At 55.6% G+C, this 387-nt stretch carries 1 protein-coding gene; it reads left to right on the top strand.

All coding sequences use genetic code 11. From position 1 onward, the window contains the following. Positions 1-387, top strand: a 387-nt coding sequence (locus DK871_RS28505) for an EF-Tu/IF-2/RF-3 family GTPase (protein ID WP_256677542.1), incomplete at both ends; no start/stop codon positions are given.

Here is a 387-nt window from a genome sequence, read left to right as displayed (position 1 = left end):
GGAAGATTGAGCGCAAGGAGGGTAATGCAAGTGGTGTCACTCTTCTTGATGCCCTGGATGCCATTTTGCCCCCTAGCCGTCCCACTGACAAGCCCCTCCGTCTGCCACTTCAGGATGTCTACAAAATTGGAGGTATTGGAACTGTGCCCGTGGGCCGTGTGGAGACTGGCGTCCTCAAGCCTGGTATGGTTGTGACCTTTGCCCCTGCCAACTTGACCACTGAGGTGAAGTCTGTTGAGATGCACCATGAATCTCTTGCTGAGGCCACTCCTGGTGACAACGTTGGCTTCAACGTTAAGAACGTGTCTGTCAAGGACATCCGCCGTGGTAACGTGGCTGGAGACAGCAAGAACGACCCCCCTATGGAGGCCGGCAGCTTCAACGCTC

Source organism: Pseudomonas sp. L13, assembly GCF_009935965.1.
Taxonomy (GTDB): Bacteria; Pseudomonadota; Gammaproteobacteria; order Pseudomonadales; family Pseudomonadaceae; genus Aquipseudomonas; species Aquipseudomonas lactis.
This window is presented reverse-complemented; position numbering and strand designations above follow the sequence as displayed.